Origin of the sequence: Acinetobacter pseudolwoffii (assembly GCF_002803605.1) — a bacterium.
Classification (GTDB): domain Bacteria; phylum Pseudomonadota; class Gammaproteobacteria; order Pseudomonadales; family Moraxellaceae; genus Acinetobacter; species Acinetobacter pseudolwoffii.
Map to the genome: position 1 here is coordinate 45,484 of NZ_PHRG01000008.1, position 14,075 is coordinate 59,558.

The window sequence follows — 14,075 nt, forward strand, 5'->3', positions numbered from 1 at the left end:
AAAACACTTTAGTTCATAAAAAAAGCCGACTTCCGTCGGCTTCTTAAATCACCCTTCCAAAACTTCTTCCAACAACTCTTCACTCGGTGCAAAGTAATATGCTCCATCTAGTGGAGTGACGAAGTGTAGCAAGCGGTCATGGATCCCATCGCCAGACGTACCAAACATACGCTCTAACATGGCATCAATAATAGTTAAGTCTTTGGTATAGGCAATGAAGAATAGACCTTGGTCACCACGGCCATCACCATAAGGCAAAGAATGACGGAGAATCTCCATTTCTTCGCCTTTTTCATCTTCCACTACAGTACGTGCAACGTGAGCATTTGCCGGTTTAACCTCATCCTCCAGTTCAATCGATTCCAGTTTGGTACGACCCATCACTTGCTCTTGAGTATCGACTTTCAGCTTTTTCCACTTTTCCAGATCATGCGCATAACGCTGGGCAAAAATAAATGAACCATCTTGGAAAATGCCCGTATCTTCACCGAGTAATGCCACCTCAGCACGATCATCTGGGAATTGCGGATTTTCAGTGCCATCAATAAAGCCTGTCACATCACGGCCATCAAAATAGCGAAAGCAGACACGTTCATCCAGAACTTCAACCTGATCCTGAATCCCTTCAAAAAAAGCCTGACTCAGCGCAAAACAGATATCCGCCCGTGCACTGGCAATATGAATCAGAATATCTGCCGGAACAACCGGCATTGCAAATGAACCCTGAATCGGTTCAAGCTGTTTGAAACCCGCAGGGCTTTGTGAATAAAGTCTTGACCAAAGCTCAGGACCAAAAGCGACCGCTGTTTTAATTTGTGCTTGAGGATGTTGCGTAATCAGACGATCACGAGAAGTAAAAAGATGTTCTAATTTTTCTTTGAGTGCTTCAATATTTAAGTCTTTAAGACGCAATACAATAAAGCGAGCATGATCTGAGGGGAGGGGCAAGATTACCGATTGGGCTGTCATTCATGGCTCCTGTAATGATAAATCCTGTTTTTTAATGCACATATTGTGCCTGAAGCTCTGCAGAGTGAACAGTGCAGCGCCTTATATTTAAGCAATTTTTTAGCCTGAATCTATTGGATAAGTCCTATAATATTGTGCAAGTTTTCCAGAGTTCAATGTTCATGTCCTACCAAATGTGGTTTGCCTATATGCTGGCCTGTTGGGTGATTAGTGTTTCACCCGGTGCAGGGGCAATTTCTTCGATGTCGAGTGGGCTGAATTATGGTTTTCGGCATGGCTACTGGAATGCATTGGGTCTGCAACTGGCATTACTGGTGCAGATTGCAGTGGTGGCAGCCGGAGTGGGGGTGCTGTTTGCGACCACGCCATGGGCATTTTTGGTGGTGAAATGGTTTGGTGTGGGCTATTTATTATATTTAGCTATTTTACAGTGGAAAGCGCCACTACAATCCATTGAAATTAAACATGAATTGGCACGTAAGTCTGCGGGGAAACTGGTTTTATATGGTTTCTTGGTGAATATGAGTAACCCCAAAGCCATTGTGTTTTTACTGGCTGTATTGCCACAATTTCTGGATTTATCCAAACCACAATGGATTCAGTATGTGATTATGGCGCTGACCATGATCACGATTGATCTGATTGTGATGGCGGGCTACACGGGGCTTGCTGCAAAAGTTTTACGATTGCTCAAGTCACCAAAACAACAGAAAATTCTAAATCGTACATTTGCCGTATTATTCGGTTGTGCTGCTAGTTTGTTGAGTTTGGTACATCAATAACAGTATGGAATACATTTTTAAGTCTATTAATTGATTTTTAAGCGTATTTCATCTAGTTTGATCGCATGAAAACAACAATAGGCAAAGCAGCATGTCAACGCCATTATGGATTTTGATCTATGTCTTACACTGCATTTTAACCAAGTGGATTATTTCGTGGGGCGGGGCAGCATATATTAGAGGCTGGAAAACATGGTTTGTGTTTAACATATCTCAATCTGAAGAATGGACGAAAGATCAGGTAATTATGATGGCGTGGTTCTTTTGGATTGCATTCACGATTTTATTTTTGATTGGGCTGTTTAATCCTGAATTTCGCTTTTATAAATTAAAGAATAGTCTGTGATAATTGTGCCAAGAATTCATCTTCAGTCATCACAACAATGCCATGTTGTTTAAAGAGTGCAGCGGTAACACCATCGCCCTGAATTTTATGTCCTGAAAATGATCCGTTATAAATCAAATCACTACCACAAGAGGGACTGTGGGCTTTAAGAATTGCATGTGTGGCGTGAAAGTCTTGCGCAACTTTTAAAGCGAGATATGCACCTTGTATAAAAGCTTGAGAAACATCATTGCCTAGAATATCTATAACTAAAGATTTTTGCGCAAGTACATCTAAGCCTGAACCATTTTGAATTTCGGCAGGTGGACGTGGAATCGGTAGTCCACCTGAGATTTCAGGACACAGACTGATATATTGATTTGGAACTAAAGATTCGAGCACTTCTTTGACAAGGCAATCCTTGCCATCGTAACGAACTTTTTGACCGAGCAAACAGGCACTCACAAAGTAGCGTTTAGTCCCCATGTCCTAGCTCAGCTTTTTAAATTTTTGAAAGATAAACATCATTGCAAATAACACTGCCATGGTCAGCACAATGGTCAGCCCAGTTGAAGTATTAAGGCCTGCGCTCGACCAGAGGCCTACTGTCACACCAATCTGTGCAATCACGAATGCCCAGATCACCATTTGGCGTGGAGAGTTTGCCAGAAGGCGAGCAGTCAGAGCAGGAATAACCAACAATGCACCCATCAATAGGGAACCGACCGCGCGTAAAGCCAGTACAGTAAATAGCGCAAGCAATAACATAAAGATCAGGCGTTGCCATTTGGCATTTACCCCTTCACTGACCGCCATATCCGGATCAATCGCGATCTGAATCTGGGCTTGCCAGCTTTTATATAAAACACCTAAGGCCAGAATGATCACAATGGCGAACGTGGGCAAGTCCGTCCAGGAAATGGTCAGTAGATCACCGAATAAATAGCTGAGCAGTTCAGGTCTTAAACTTGGTAAATGTTGAATAAACAATAAACCCGAGCAAAGTAAGGTCGCTGAACACAGTGCAAGCAGGGCATCATTGGGGAGGCGGGGATCATGTAGCACCCACAGAATGGCAACCAGCAATAATGCCAAGAAGGCCACGCCCATCCACAGCGGTAGACTTAAGGCGCCTGCAATCGCAACACCCAGTAAAGTACCATGTGCCATAGTATCAGCAAAAAATGACATACGACGCCACAGCATCAAGCAGCCTAGCGGTGCCGTCAGAAACACCAGTAGCGTGCCCATAATCCATGCAGGTAAAAGGAGTTGTAACCAATCCATCATGGTTTAAGCTTCCGGCTCGGGGTGAATATGAGGGCGCGTATCATGCTGACACGGCATAGCAGAATCGCCATGCGCACAATGATCATGATGATGCTGATAAAACACCCGGTTGGTGCCAAAGATTGCCTGATATTCCGGATGCTGCTGCACGCTTTCCGGCAGGCCGCTGCAACAGATATGCTTGTTCAGGCACACCACCCGAGTCGTACCTTGCATCACCCATTGCAGGTCATGTGACACCATTAATACGGCACAGCCATATTTTTCCGGCAAGTTACGCACATATTCATACAGTTCAGCTTCGGATTGAATGTCCAGACCTTGCATCGGTTCATCCAGTACCAGAATATCGGGTTGGCGTAATAAGGCCCGTGCCAAGAGCACCCGCTGACGCTCACCGCCTGAGAGTTGTTGAACTTTGGAATCTTGCAGTTTACTAATGCCAGTATCGCGAATAATTTCGGTTTTGATTTTGGATGGGCATTTTTCCAAAGCCAATAAGTCTTTTACACGCAGTGGCAGACTATGCGATGGATTGAATTTTTGTGGCACATAAGAGAATTTCAGTTTACGTGCAGTTTTGATCTCACCGGATTGCGGTTTCAAGATGCCGAGCATGACTTTAATTAAAGTCGACTTGCCTGCACCATTCGGGCCAATCAGCGTGACAATCTCTTTTTCTTGCAATGAAAAATCAATGGCTTTTAAAATATCACGCTCATCAATCTTGACCCAGATCTGGGAGAGCTGAATCAGGGGGGAGGCACTTAGGCTTTGTTGCGACACTGCTGACAGATTCCTGAAATTTCAATAATGCTGTGATGTGCGCTAAAGTCATCCGAGCTTGCAAGTGCATCAAGTTGGTCAAGCAGACCTTGCGCTGATGCTTCTGTCACCGCTTTACATTCGGTACAGATTAAAAAAGCCGCCTGATGCCCTTCACGTGGATGGCAACAAGGAATATAGGCATTGATCGAGGTCAGGCGGTGAATCAGCCCTTTACCCAATAAAAAATCCAAGGTTCGGTATACCGTAGGTGGCGCCGCAGGACGATCACTGGCATTTTTCATTTGTGCCAGTAAGTCATAAGCCCCCATCGGGCCAGTCGCATTTAAAATGAGTTCCAGCACTTCTTTACGCAAAGGGGTAAGGCGTGCGCCTGTTGCTGCACAAAGACTTTCCGCTTCAGCAAGACGTTGTGCGACATTGGGATGATCGTGCACGCCGTGCAATGCGTTGTGGTGTTCGTGCGAACAAGAACCCATAGTTCACCTCAAGTGCGAAACTGAAAATTAATAGATTTCAAATCTTAACATGAAGCGTTCAGAGTTTCGATTGGGCATAGGTATTTTTGTATTTTTGTTATATTATAACACTCACTAATTTTCTCGTTTTTAAGTGATTTCTACTCATGTTCCGTCTCCTTGCAATGGGTCTTTTGGCTTTGTTCAGCACACTCAGTTGGTCACAAAGTCTGGTGGTCTCGACTCAGCCGATCTATCTGATTGCCAAGAAAATTACCCAGGGCGTGGAACAGCCGACTTTATTACTGGCCAATCAGAGCGGACATGATGTCAGTCTGACCCCGGCACATCGTAAAATCATTCAGGATGCCGGTCTGGTGATCTGGCTGGGTCAGGCGCATGAAGCACCGCTGGCCAAAGTGCTGAATGACAGTCATAAAGGTATCGCTATTTTAGAGTCCGGTATTTTGACCACATTGCCGATGCGTAACCCGCGTGGTGAGGCCTTAAAAAATACGGTAGATACGCATGTCTGGCTCGATCCAAACAATGCCGTAAGGATTGGCTTCTTTATTGCGGCGCTGCGTTCGCAACAATTGCCGGAGAACCGTGAACTGTACTGGAAAAATGCACGCGACTTTGCGCAAAGCATGTTTGCGACGGCCCAGCGTTATAGTTCCAGCACTAAAGCCAAAGCTTACTGGTCGTATCATGATGCCTATCAATATCTGGAACGTCCTTTGAATATGAAGTTCATGGGCGCACTGACCGATGATCCACATGTCTCGCCAACTGTGGCACAAATCAAGTTCTTACAGGATCATCGCCCACAGCCTAAAATGTGCCTTCTGGCCGAAGGTCATGCCAGTGAAAATCAGTACCGAAAACTCAAACCGGTGGTGTTTCAGCATGTCGATGAAAGCATGAGCGGGGCAGGGGACTTTGTGCAAGCCTGGCAGCAATTAGCAGCAGAAACCCAGAAGTGCGTATTAAATGCGCGCTAATGATTTAAAAAATAGACAGATTTTGATTAGTTTAACAGCATTGCCCCGATTTAAAAAAACACGACTAAGGTCGGGAAAAGATTGCATGTTCAGGGGTGTAACTCTATAATGCCTGCGATTAAAAATAATCACCTGTTAAACTTGTCAAGCATGATTGCTGTGAGTGAATAAATAATGAGCCGAACTAGTCGCTTGATTGACCGACGATTAGCGAAAGCTTTGGTCCTCCTGCAAGCCTGTATGATCCCTGTTTCAGCCTTGATCGGCTGGGTCGTGAAAGACTCAACCGCAGCCCTGAGTGCAGCATTAGGTGCGCTCGTTTGTTGGCTTGCGACTTGTTATTTTTCGTGGCAATCGTTTCGAGCAGCAGGAGCCCGCGCGTCTAAACAAGTTCTTTCGAACATGTATAAAGGCTTAATGGGAAAGTTTGCAATTGTGATTGTTGGTTTCATTTTAATTTTAAGCAATGTCGAACCGTTGTCAGCGGTGGCGTTGTTTTGTGGTTTTATACTTGTTCAAGCCATGTCGTGGGTCGCTCCGTTTTGGGCGTCACGTCTACAAAAATGAGTATAGACACAACAAGAAATTGAAAAGTTTTTCAGGAGCAGGCGAGATATCAAGCAGCACGCGATATTCGTTTGTTCTATTAGTTTTTTGACATTGACCAGGTGTGATTTATGGCTGCTGAAGAACATGCCCTTACTTCGACCGAGTATATCAAGCATCACTTGACCAACATGACCTATGGCAAAATGCCAGATGGTACATGGAAATTGGCCGAGAGCGGTGCTGAAGCTCAACAGATGGGGTTCACTGCTATTCACTTGGATTCAATGGGTTGGTCTATCGGACTGGGTCTGATTTTCTGTTTGTTATTCTGGTTGGTTGCGAAAGCGGCTAATGCTGGTGTTCCTACCAAGTTCCAGTCTGCAATTGAAATGATTATCGAGTTTGTAGATTCAAGTGTACGTGATACCTTCCACGGGAAGTCTCGATTAATTGCACCCTTAGCTTTAACCATTTTCGTGTGGATTTTCCTCATGAACTTGATGGATTTGATCCCTGTTGACTTTATTCCTTATGTAGCTCAACACGCGATTGCTTCTATGCTGGGTGTAGACCCTCATCAGGTTTACTTTAAAATTGTTCCGACTACAGATCCAAACGTTACCCTCGGTATGTCTATTTCTGTATTCTTCTTGATCATTTTTTATAGTATTCGTGAGAAAGGTGTTGGCGGCTTCGTTGGTGAGTTAGCACTTAACCCATTTAACCCAAGTAACCCAGTTGCTAAAGTGCTTTTGATTCCATTCAACTTATTGTTGGAATTGACCACTTTCTTGGCGCGACCAGTTTCATTGGCTCTACGACTGTTCGGTAACATGTATGCGGGTGAGTTAATCTTCATTCTTATCGCGTTATTACCGTTCTGGATCCAGTGGGCGTTGTCTGTGCCTTGGGCGATTTTCCACATTTTGATTATTACGCTACAAGCATTCATTTTCATGATGTTGACTATCGTGTACATGAGTATGGCAAGCGAAAAGCATTAATGGTATTGCCTAACTGTCAACGGATGGTTGGGCACACAATTTTTTAACTTAATTTGGTATAAAACCTAACCTCTGAGGAATTATCATGGAACTCACTTTAGGTCTAGTTGCAATTGCATCTGCTATCTTGATCGCTTTCGGTGCTTTAGGTACTGCGATTGGTTTTGGTCTTCTAGGCGGCCGTTTCCTTGAAGCTGTTGCTCGTCAACCAGAATTGGCTCCGCAACTTCAAACTCGTATGTTCTTAATCGCAGGTCTTCTTGATGCTGTGCCTATGATCGGTGTTGGTATTGGCTTGTTCTTCATCTTCGCTAATCCATTTGTAGGTTAATCAGCTTAATTCCGAAATTCACTATTTGAGGAATTTGCAATGAATATCAACCTCACATTGTTTGGCCAAGCGATTGCGTTTGCGATTTTTGTCGCGTTCTGCATGAAGTTTGTATGGCCACCACTAATCAATGCGATTAGTGAACGTCAGCGTCGTATCGCTGATGGCTTAAATGCTGCTGAAAAAGCGAAAGCTGACCTTGCAGATGCGCAAGCACAAGTGAAAGCTGAACTGGACACGGCAAAAGCACAAGCGGCTCAATTGATCGAACAAGCGAACCGTCGTGCAGCACAGTTGGTAGAAGAAGCGCGTACTCAAGCATCTGCTGAAGGTGAGCGTATTCGTCAACAAGCGAAAGAAGCTGTTGATACCGAAATCAATTCTGCTCGCGAAGAATTGCGTCAACAAGTGGCTGCTCTTGCAGTGACTGGTGCTGAGAAAATTCTTAGCCAGCAAGTTGATGCAGAAGCTCACAATGCCATGCTGACTCAGCTGGCTGCTAAACTTTAAGAGAGGCAGATTATGGCTGAACTCTTGACGTTAGCACGCCCTTATGCAAAAGCAGCATTTGCTTACGCTTCTGAGCAGGGTGCAACTGACTCTTGGTCAACTGCACTTGAATTGCTCAGTGCTGCGGTGCAAGACGAAGCATTTTCAGCTTATCTAAATCGCCCGGAGCTTACACCTGCTGAGCAGGTGTCTCTTTTTGCCAAAGTTTTAGGTGAAGACCAAACTGCAGCAGTGTCTAACTTCCTGACATTGCTTGCTGAAAACAACCGTTTGACGCTTCTTCCTGAAATTGCTGCAGAATATGAACAGCTCAAATCACAGAATAACAATACTGTGGATGTTGTGATTGAATCAGCATTCCCATTAACTTCTGTTCAGGAACAATTACTGACGCATGCATTAGAGAAGAAATTCGAAGCTGCAGTAAGTGTTTCTGTAGAAGTGAAACCAGAGCTTATTGCTGGTGTAGTTATTCGTGCAGGCGACCAAGTGATAGATGATTCTGCGCTTAACAAGCTTGAGAAAATGCGTACTCGTCTTCTTGCTTAAGAAATAAGAAGACTGAACTTTAAAAAGATTGAGGTATAGCGCAATGCAACAACTGAATCCATCCGAGATCAGTGCGCTCATTAAACAGCGTATCGGCGATCTGGACACCAGCGCAACCGCTAAGAACGAAGGGACCATTGTTATGGTTTCCGACGGTATTGTGCGTATTCACGGCCTTGCTGATGCAATGTACGGTGAAATGATCGAATTCGACGGCGGCCTTTATGGTATGGCACTGAACCTAGAACAGGATTCAGTGGGCGTCGTTGTTTTAGGTAACTACTTAAGCCTTCAAGAAGGTCAAAAAGCGCGTTGCACAGGTCGTGTATTAGAAGTTCCGGTTGGTCCAGAACTTTTAGGCCGTGTAGTCGATGCTTTGGGTAACCCGATTGATGGTAAAGGCCCGATCGATGCTAAATTAACTGATGCTGTTGAAAAAGTAGCACCAGGCGTAATTTGGCGTCAGTCAGTGGATCAACCTGTACAAACTGGTTATAAATCAGTAGATACAATGATCCCTGTAGGCCGTGGTCAGCGTGAGTTGATCATTGGTGACCGTCAAACTGGTAAAACAGCAATGGCGATCGACGCGATCATCGCTCAGAAAAACTCTGGCATTAAATGTGTATACGTAGCAATTGGTCAAAAACAATCGACTATCGCTAACGTAGTACGCAAGCTGGAAGAAACTGGCGCTATGGCGTACACCACTGTTGTCGCAGCAGGTGCATCTGATCCAGCAGCAATGCTGTATTTGGCTCCGTACTCTGGCTGTACAATGGGTGAATACTACCGTGACCGTGGTGAAGATGCGTTAATCATTTATGATGACTTGTCTAAGCAAGCTGTTGCGTATCGTCAAATTTCATTGCTTTTACGCCGTCCACCAGGTCGTGAAGCTTATCCAGGTGACGTGTTCTATCTACACTCGCGTCTACTTGAACGTGCTTCTCGTGTATCTGCTGACTACGTTGAGAAATTCACTAACGGTGAAGTTAAAGGCCAAACTGGTTCATTAACTGCATTGCCGATTATTGAAACTCAAGCGGGTGACGTATCTGCATTCGTACCAACCAACGTAATTTCGATTACTGATGGTCAGATCTTCCTTGAAACATCATTATTCAACGCAGGTATTCGTCCTGCTGTGAACGCGGGTATCTCTGTATCTCGTGTTGGTGGTTCAGCGCAAACTAAGATCATCAAGAAATTGTCTGGTGGTATCCGTACTGCTTTGGCGCAATACCGTGAATTGGCAGCATTTGCTCAGTTCGCTTCTGATCTTGACGAAGCAACTCGTAAGCAACTTGAACATGGTCAACGTGTAACTGAGTTAATGAAGCAAAAACAATATGCTCCTTACTCAATTGCTGACCAGGCTGTTTCAATTTATGCATCTAACGAAGGCTACATGGCTGACGTAGACGTTAAGAAAATCGTAGACTTTGATGCTGCGTTAATTTCTTACTTCCGTTCAGAACATGCTGCGTTAATGCAACAAATCGATGCCTCTGGTGATTACAACAAAGACATCGAAGCTGCAATCAAAGCAGGTATTGAAAGCTTTAAAGCGACTCAAACTTACTAATTTAGCAACTTGCTAGATTAGTGTTGGTTTGGTTCACGGAATCAACCTTCGGAAGCTCGCAAGGGCTTTCGAATACTAGGTTAAGCGTATGGCAAATTTAAAAGAAATTCGCGCCAAAGTAGCTAGTATCAAGAGCACGCAAAAGATTACTCGAGCGATGCAAATGGTAGCAGCTTCTAAGATGCGTCGTGCGCAAGAGCGCATGGCTCAAGGCCGTCCGTATGCCGAAAATATGCACCGTGTAATTGCTCATTTGGTCCAAGCGAACCCTGAATACAAACACCGTTATATGGTTGAACGCCCGGTTAAGCGCGTTGGCTATATCATTGTGTCTTCAGATCGCGGCCTTGCTGGTGGTTTGAACATTAACCTGTTCAAGAAAGTGGTAAAACACGTTCAACAGCAACAAGAGCAGTCAATTGAAGTTCAATTTGCTTTAATTGGTCAAAAAGCGGTTTCGTTTTTTAAAAACTACGGCGGTAAAGTGCTTGGGGCGACGACGCAAGTCGGTGATACTCCGAGTCTTGAGCAGTTATCTGGTTCTGTACAGGTGATGTTGGATGCTTATGATAAAGGCGAGTTAGATCGTATTTATCTAGTGTCAAACGGCTTTGTCAATGCCATGACTCAAAATCAAAAGATCGAACAACTTGTTCCTTTGGCTGCTGCTGAAGAAGACAAGACTCTTAACCGTCAATACGGTTGGGATTATATCTACGAGCCTGAAGCTGAAGAGCTTTTAAATGGCTTGTTGGTTCGCTATATCGAGTCTGTGGTGTATCAAGGTGTGATTGAAAACATCGCATGTGAGCAGTCTGCACGTATGGTCGCTATGAAAGCAGCGACAGACAACGCAGGCGAGATCATTAAGAGCCTGCAACTTATTTATAACAAGCTGCGTCAAGCCGCGATTACTCAGGAAATTTCTGAGATCGTTGGTGGTGCCGCTGCCGTTTAACATTATTTTGAATTGAGGAGACAGCAATGAATAGCGGTCGTATCATTCAGATCATCGGCGCGGTTATCGACGTCGAGTTTGAACGCAACAGCGTTCCTAAGATCTATGACGCTCTCCAAGTAGATGGTACTGAAACTACTTTAGAAGTTCAGCAACAGCTTGGTGATGGCGTAGTTCGTACTATTGCAATGGGTTCTACTGAAGGCCTTAAGCGTGGTTTGAACGTAGTTAACACTGGTGCGCCGATTTCTGTACCTGTAGGTACAGCGACTCTAGGCCGTATCATGGACGTTCTTGGTCGCCCGATCGACGAAGCTGGTCCTGTTGCGACTGAAGCGCGTTTACCAATTCACCGCTCTGCACCTTCTTATGCAGAACAAGCAGCTTCTACTGACCTTTTAGAAACTGGTATTAAAGTCATCGACTTGCTATGCCCGTTCGCTAAAGGTGGTAAAGTTGGTCTGTTCGGTGGTGCCGGTGTTGGTAAAACTGTAAACATGATGGAATTGATCAACAACATCGCGAAAGCTCACTCAGGTTTATCTGTGTTTGCTGGTGTTGGTGAGCGTACTCGTGAAGGTAATGACTTCTATCACGAAATGAAAGATTCTAACGTTCTAGACAAAGTAGCAATGGTCTACGGTCAGATGAACGAGCCACCAGGTAACCGTTTACGCGTAGCGTTGACTGGTCTTACTATGGCTGAATATTTCCGTGACGAGAAAGACGAAAACGGTAAAGGCCGTGACGTACTATTGTTCGTAGATAACATTTATCGTTATACACTAGCGGGTACTGAAGTATCAGCACTTCTAGGTCGTATGCCATCTGCAGTAGGTTACCAGCCTACACTTGCAGAAGAGATGGGTGTTCTTCAAGAACGTATTACATCGACTAAGTCTGGTTCTATTACGTCAATCCAAGCGGTATACGTACCTGCCGATGACTTGACAGATCCATCGCCTGCTACAACGTTTGCTCACTTAGACGCAACTGTTGTATTGAGCCGTGACATCGCATCTTCTGGTATTTACCCAGCGATCGATCCACTAGACTCAACTTCACGCCAATTAGATCCGTTAGTTGTTGGTCAAGAGCATTATGAAATTGCACGTTCTGTACAGAACGTATTGCAACGTTATAAAGAGCTTAAAGACATCATCGCGATTCTTGGTATGGACGAGCTTGCTGAAGAAGATAAACTGGTTGTTTACCGTGCGCGTAAAATCCAGCGTTTCTTCTCTCAACCGTTCCACGTAGCTGAAGTATTTACTGGTGCACCTGGTAAATTAGTATCTCTTAAAGAAACGATTCGTGGCTTTAAAGGTCTTCTAGCTGGTGAATACGATCACATCCCAGAACAAGCGTTCTACATGGTTGGTGGTATTGACGAAGTGATTGCTAAAGCCGAGAAACTTTAATTAGCGACTCTAATTTAGGAGATTCTCATGGCGACTATGCAATGTGATGTTGTAAGTGTTCAGGAGTCTTTGTACTCAGGCACTGTAACGATGCTAATTGCAAAAGGTGCTGGCGGTGAGTTGGGTATTATGCCTGGCCATGCTCCGCTAGTAACTTTGCTCCAACCTGGCGCGATCCGCGTTATTTTGGAAAACGGTACAGAAGAGTTGATCTATGTATCTGGTGGTGTTCTAGAAGTTCAACCGCATGTTGTTACGGTTCTTGCAGATACTGCAATCCGTGCCGACAACTTGGATGAAGCGGCAATTATTGAAGCGCGTAAACACGCTGAACAATTGCTTGCAAATCAAAAGAGCGATTTGGATTCTGCTGCTGCATTGGCTGCTCTTGCAGAAACTGCTGCACAGCTGGAAACGATCCGCAAAATCAAAAACCGCGCTCAATAAGAGACGGTTTGAGATTGAAGAAACCACCCGAAAGGGTGGTTTTTTTATGTTATAAATAGAATTATCATAAAATAAATTAAAAATTTATGAATATTGAGAGCTTATTCGTTTCCTCAAAACTAGAAGGGAAAATTCAATATGGTCAAAATATTGAAATAATCTTATGTACTAAATGCAGAACGTATATCAAGCATGAGGTTTTAACCGATATTTATCATACTTGTGATGAGTATGATGGAATTCTTACGATGTTTTATAATCATCGTATATTGTGTTGTATTAATTGTGACTCTATTTCTTATCAAGATAAAATTGTTAATTCGGAGGAAGTAGATCAAATTGGTGAGGAGTATGACGGCACTCCTATTTACGAAGATAATGCACAGATCCAAATATATCCATTACGTGATGATGAAACTGCATTTTCTAAAGAGTTTGAAAAAATTCTGCCTGAAGAGATTTATTTAACTTATGAAGAAGTTATCATAGCTTTAAATAATAATATGCCTTTATTGACTGCTTTAGGTTTAAGAACTCTTTTAGAGCAAATAATAAAGTATTTTGGCAAGTCTGATGATTTAGGTGTGATTTTAACCCAATTTGAAAAAGAAGGATTTATTTCTACCAAACAAAGAGGATTGTTAGATAATATTCGTTATTTGGGTAATGATGCCGCACATCATGCTGATAGCAAATCTAGAAAAGACTTAATTTTGCATCTAAAAGTTTTAGAAAACTTAATTCATCAGTTATTTGTCTATTATAAAATGGAGGAAGAATCTATAAAAAAGTAATGAAGGGTGTGAGATTAAAACCTTCTCCTAAACACCCTATACCTGTTGTCAGAGAAACCACACATAAAAGAAGACCCAAAAAAAGACTTTAATAGAGCTTAGGGATGGAGAATAATCGAAAATTCTCCACAATCTTCACCTTAAATGTCTTATCAAAACCTTCTGCTAAACTTGGTACTTCAAGCTTTTTATAGTTTGCTCGAACCCTAATTTCAGCACTATTGGCTTTAGTTTGATATTTATTAGAAAACTTTATTTTGTACCACTCGATATAACTTTTACCCTTTCTCAGTAATGTTTTGAACCAATC

17 protein-coding genes are annotated in these 14,075 nt (G+C 43.5%); 12 read left to right on the forward strand and 5 right to left on the reverse strand.

The window, feature by feature from the left end; genetic code table 11:
* Positions 1-48: 48 nt before the first annotated feature.
* On the reverse strand, positions 49-969 hold the full coding sequence (locus CWI32_RS12680; RefSeq protein ID WP_100535449.1) for a Dyp-type peroxidase: 921 nt from the start codon (positions 967-969) through the stop codon (positions 49-51).
* A gap of 161 nt (positions 970-1,130) precedes the next feature.
* Here CWI32_RS12680 and CWI32_RS12685 point away from each other — a divergent pair, with 161 nt between their 5' ends.
* Entirely contained in the window at positions 1,131-1,751 is a 621-nt protein-coding gene (locus CWI32_RS12685) for a LysE family transporter (RefSeq protein WP_100535450.1), read from the forward strand.
* A gap of 328 nt (positions 1,752-2,079) precedes the next feature.
* Here the strand turns inward: CWI32_RS12685 and CWI32_RS12695 are convergent, their stop codons facing one another.
* Genes CWI32_RS12695 through CWI32_RS12710 form a run of 4 tightly spaced genes read right to left on the reverse strand, consistent with a single transcriptional unit; the run spans position 2,080 to position 4,631 of the window.
* On the reverse strand, positions 2,080-2,562 hold the full coding sequence (locus tag CWI32_RS12695) for a 2-thiouracil desulfurase family protein (protein ID WP_005094567.1): 483 nt from the start codon (positions 2,560-2,562) through the stop codon (positions 2,080-2,082).
* Positions 2,563-2,565: 3 nt separating this feature from the next.
* A complete protein-coding gene (gene znuB, locus CWI32_RS12700; protein ID WP_100535452.1) occupies positions 2,566-3,366 on the reverse strand; it encodes a zinc ABC transporter permease subunit ZnuB in 801 nt (266 codons plus the stop codon).
* 3 nt (positions 3,367-3,369) lie between these two features.
* Positions 3,370-4,152 (reverse strand): zinc ABC transporter ATP-binding protein ZnuC, encoded by a 783-nt coding sequence (gene znuC, locus CWI32_RS12705; RefSeq protein ID WP_100535453.1) that lies wholly within the window; start codon positions 4,150-4,152, stop codon positions 3,370-3,372.
* On the reverse strand, positions 4,134-4,631 hold the full coding sequence (locus CWI32_RS12710) for a transcriptional repressor (RefSeq protein ID WP_005173814.1): 498 nt from the start codon (positions 4,629-4,631) through the stop codon (positions 4,134-4,136). The genes znuC and CWI32_RS12710 overlap by 19 nt, the downstream gene beginning before the upstream one ends.
* A gap of 146 nt (positions 4,632-4,777) precedes the next feature.
* Here CWI32_RS12710 and CWI32_RS12715 point away from each other — a divergent pair, with 146 nt between their 5' ends.
* The 11 genes from CWI32_RS12715 (at position 4,778) to CWI32_RS12765 (ending at position 13,765) form a co-directional block, all read left to right on the forward strand.
* On the forward strand, positions 4,778-5,614 hold the full coding sequence (locus CWI32_RS12715; protein WP_100535454.1) for a metal ABC transporter solute-binding protein, Zn/Mn family: 837 nt from the start codon (positions 4,778-4,780) through the stop codon (positions 5,612-5,614).
* A gap of 174 nt (positions 5,615-5,788) precedes the next feature.
* A complete protein-coding gene (locus CWI32_RS12720; protein ID WP_005173819.1) occupies positions 5,789-6,181 on the forward strand; it encodes an ATP synthase subunit I in 393 nt (130 codons plus the stop codon).
* A gap of 110 nt (positions 6,182-6,291) precedes the next feature.
* Positions 6,292-7,167, forward strand: a complete 876-nt coding sequence (gene atpB, locus CWI32_RS12725) for a F0F1 ATP synthase subunit A (protein WP_005094552.1) — start codon at positions 6,292-6,294, stop codon at positions 7,165-7,167.
* A gap of 85 nt (positions 7,168-7,252) precedes the next feature.
* Positions 7,253-7,498, forward strand: coding sequence for a F0F1 ATP synthase subunit C (gene atpE, locus CWI32_RS12730; protein WP_000424060.1), 246 nt, complete (start codon positions 7,253-7,255; stop codon positions 7,496-7,498).
* A 39-nt stretch (positions 7,499-7,537) separates the two neighbouring features.
* The gene (locus CWI32_RS12735; RefSeq protein WP_005173825.1) at positions 7,538-8,008 is read left to right on the forward strand and encodes a F0F1 ATP synthase subunit B; all 471 of its coding nucleotides are present in this window, start codon (positions 7,538-7,540) and stop codon (positions 8,006-8,008) included.
* A gap of 12 nt (positions 8,009-8,020) precedes the next feature.
* A complete protein-coding gene (locus CWI32_RS12740; protein WP_005173826.1) occupies positions 8,021-8,557 on the forward strand; it encodes a F0F1 ATP synthase subunit delta in 537 nt (178 codons plus the stop codon).
* A gap of 43 nt (positions 8,558-8,600) precedes the next feature.
* Positions 8,601-10,145 carry a F0F1 ATP synthase subunit alpha gene (gene atpA / locus CWI32_RS12745; protein WP_074383695.1) on the forward strand — a complete coding sequence of 515 codons (1,545 nt, stop codon included), beginning with the start codon at positions 8,601-8,603 and terminating at the stop codon, positions 10,143-10,145.
* Positions 10,146-10,233: 88 nt separating this feature from the next.
* A complete protein-coding gene (gene atpG / locus CWI32_RS12750) occupies positions 10,234-11,103 on the forward strand; it encodes a F0F1 ATP synthase subunit gamma (protein ID WP_004280996.1) in 870 nt (289 codons plus the stop codon).
* A 26-nt stretch (positions 11,104-11,129) separates the two neighbouring features.
* Positions 11,130-12,524 carry a F0F1 ATP synthase subunit beta gene (gene atpD / locus CWI32_RS12755; RefSeq protein WP_004280997.1) on the forward strand — a complete coding sequence of 465 codons (1,395 nt, stop codon included), beginning with the start codon at positions 11,130-11,132 and terminating at the stop codon, positions 12,522-12,524.
* A gap of 27 nt (positions 12,525-12,551) precedes the next feature.
* On the forward strand, positions 12,552-12,971 hold the full coding sequence (locus tag CWI32_RS12760) for a F0F1 ATP synthase subunit epsilon (RefSeq protein WP_005094544.1): 420 nt from the start codon (positions 12,552-12,554) through the stop codon (positions 12,969-12,971).
* Between the two features lie 86 nt (positions 12,972-13,057).
* On the forward strand, positions 13,058-13,765 hold the full coding sequence (locus CWI32_RS12765) for a DUF4145 domain-containing protein (protein WP_244881223.1): 708 nt from the start codon (positions 13,058-13,060) through the stop codon (positions 13,763-13,765).
* Positions 13,766-14,075: the final 310 nt, after the last annotated feature.

What these genes read in the sequence shown, in the direction of transcription:
- CWI32_RS12680 (WP_100535449.1), bottom strand. Translation starts at nt 969, where the DNA reads ATGACAGCCCAATCGGTAATCTTGCCCCTCCCCTCAGATCATGCTCGC.
- CWI32_RS12685 (WP_100535450.1), top strand. Translation starts at nt 1,131, where the DNA reads ATGTCCTACCAAATGTGGTTTGCCTATATGCTGGCCTGTTGGGTGATT.
- CWI32_RS12695 (WP_005094567.1), bottom strand. Translation starts at nt 2,562, where the DNA reads ATGGGGACTAAACGCTACTTTGTGAGTGCCTGTTTGCTCGGTCAAAAA.
- znuB (WP_100535452.1), bottom strand. Translation starts at nt 3,366, where the DNA reads ATGATGGATTGGTTACAACTCCTTTTACCTGCATGGATTATGGGCACG.
- CWI32_RS12710 (WP_005173814.1), bottom strand. Translation starts at nt 4,631, where the DNA reads ATGGGTTCTTGTTCGCACGAACACCACAACGCATTGCACGGCGTGCAC.
- CWI32_RS12715 (WP_100535454.1), top strand. Translation starts at nt 4,778, where the DNA reads ATGTTCCGTCTCCTTGCAATGGGTCTTTTGGCTTTGTTCAGCACACTC.
- CWI32_RS12720 (WP_005173819.1), top strand. Translation starts at nt 5,789, where the DNA reads ATGAGCCGAACTAGTCGCTTGATTGACCGACGATTAGCGAAAGCTTTG.
- atpB (WP_005094552.1), top strand. Translation starts at nt 6,292, where the DNA reads ATGGCTGCTGAAGAACATGCCCTTACTTCGACCGAGTATATCAAGCAT.
- atpE (WP_000424060.1), top strand. Translation starts at nt 7,253, where the DNA reads ATGGAACTCACTTTAGGTCTAGTTGCAATTGCATCTGCTATCTTGATC.
- CWI32_RS12735 (WP_005173825.1), top strand. Translation starts at nt 7,538, where the DNA reads ATGAATATCAACCTCACATTGTTTGGCCAAGCGATTGCGTTTGCGATT.
- CWI32_RS12740 (WP_005173826.1), top strand. Translation starts at nt 8,021, where the DNA reads ATGGCTGAACTCTTGACGTTAGCACGCCCTTATGCAAAAGCAGCATTT.
- atpA (WP_074383695.1), top strand. Translation starts at nt 8,601, where the DNA reads ATGCAACAACTGAATCCATCCGAGATCAGTGCGCTCATTAAACAGCGT.
- atpG (WP_004280996.1), top strand. Translation starts at nt 10,234, where the DNA reads ATGGCAAATTTAAAAGAAATTCGCGCCAAAGTAGCTAGTATCAAGAGC.
- atpD (WP_004280997.1), top strand. Translation starts at nt 11,130, where the DNA reads ATGAATAGCGGTCGTATCATTCAGATCATCGGCGCGGTTATCGACGTC.
- CWI32_RS12760 (WP_005094544.1), top strand. Translation starts at nt 12,552, where the DNA reads ATGGCGACTATGCAATGTGATGTTGTAAGTGTTCAGGAGTCTTTGTAC.
- CWI32_RS12765 (WP_244881223.1), top strand. Translation starts at nt 13,058, where the DNA reads ATGAATATTGAGAGCTTATTCGTTTCCTCAAAACTAGAAGGGAAAATT.